This window comes from Glutamicibacter sp. 0426 (assembly GCF_001906485.1).
Lineage (GTDB): Bacteria > Actinomycetota > Actinomycetes > Actinomycetales > Micrococcaceae > Glutamicibacter > Glutamicibacter nicotianae.
Window position 1 is genome coordinate 1 of record NZ_MPBI01000015.1, and the last position, 1,487, is coordinate 1,487.

Consider the following 1,487-nt stretch of genomic DNA (forward strand, 5'->3'; position numbering starts at 1 on the left):
ACACCGCGACTTCACCGTCCACACGACGCTCCCCTACCCATCCAAACACCCAATCGAAACCAGGTTAATATTTGAATGACGCAACTTCGGCGGTGTGCTTGAGCCCCGCTACATTATCGGCGCGGAATCACTTGACCAGTGAGCTATTACGCACTCTTTCAAGGGTGGCTGCTTCTAAGCCAACCTCCTGGTTGTCACAGCAACTCCACATCCTTTTCCACTTAGCACACGCTTAGGGGCCTTAGTTGGCGTTCTGGGCTGTTTCCCTCTCGACTATGAAGCTTATCCCCCACAGTCTCACTGCTGCGCTCTCACTTGCCGGCATTCGGAGTTTGGCTAAGGTCAGTAACCTTGTAGGGCCCATCGCCTATCCAGTAGCTCTACCTCCAGCAAGAAACACGCAACGCTGCACCTAAATGCATTTCGGGGAGAACCAGCTATCACGAAGTTTGATTGGCCTTTCACCCCTACCCACAGCTCATCCCCTCCATTTTCAACTGAAGTGGGTTCGGTCCTCCACACGCTCTTACACGCGCTTCAACCTGGCCATGGGTAGATCACTTCGCTTCGGGTCTAGATCACGCCACTCAAACGCCCTATTCAGACTCGCTTTCGCTACGGCTTCCCCACACGGGTTAACCTCGCGACGTAACACTAACTCGCAGGCTCATTCTTCAAAAGGCACGCCATCACCAGGGAACAAGTCCCCAGCTCTAACGGATTGTAAGCGCACGGTTTCAGGTACTATTTCACTCCCCTCCCGGGGTACTTTTCACCATTCCCTCACGGTACTGATTCACTATCGGTCATCAAGTAGTATTCAGGCTTACCAGGTGGTCCTGGCAGATTCACACAAGGTTTCACGGGCCCCGTGCTACTCGGGTATCAACACTAGAACGGCAGACACGCATTACACCTACGGGACTATCACCCTCTATGGTCCGGCATTCCAACCGATTCACCTATACGCCTGCACCTCATCCCACCAGCAAGATAGCGCTGGTACATGTCAACCCCACAACCCCGATGATGCAACGCCTATCCGCTATCACACACCAACCGGTTTAGCCCCATCCGCGTTCGCTCGCCACTACTAACGGAATCACTGTTGTTTTCTCTTCCTGCGGGTACTGAGATGTTTCACTTCCCCGCGTTCCCTCCACACAGCCTATACATTCAGCTGCAGGTCACACCACATAACATGGTGCGGGGTTCCCCCATTCGGAAATCCTGGCCTCAACGTCCGGTTATCGACTCCACCAGGCTTATCGCAGATTCCCACGTCCTTCATCGGCTCTTGATGCCAAGGCATCCACCGTGCGCCCTTAAAAACTTCAACACAAATCAAAGTCTCAGAATTGAGCAATAAAACAATCTAACAAAATCACGCAGACAAGACTCCAACACCAGGCAATCCCAGGAAAAGGACTACCCAGCTCATCTCATCTGCAAGATGCTCGCGTTCACTATACAGTTCCCAAACAACA

The 1,487-nt window shown here is 52.6% G+C and carries 1 rRNA gene; it reads right to left on the bottom strand.

Annotation, left to right across the window (positions count from 1 at the left end):
* Positions 1 to 1,339: ribosomal RNA gene (locus tag BKX98_RS16550) — 23S ribosomal RNA — on the bottom strand; the annotation flags it as partial.
* Between the last annotated feature and the right edge of the window lie 148 nt (positions 1,340 to 1,487).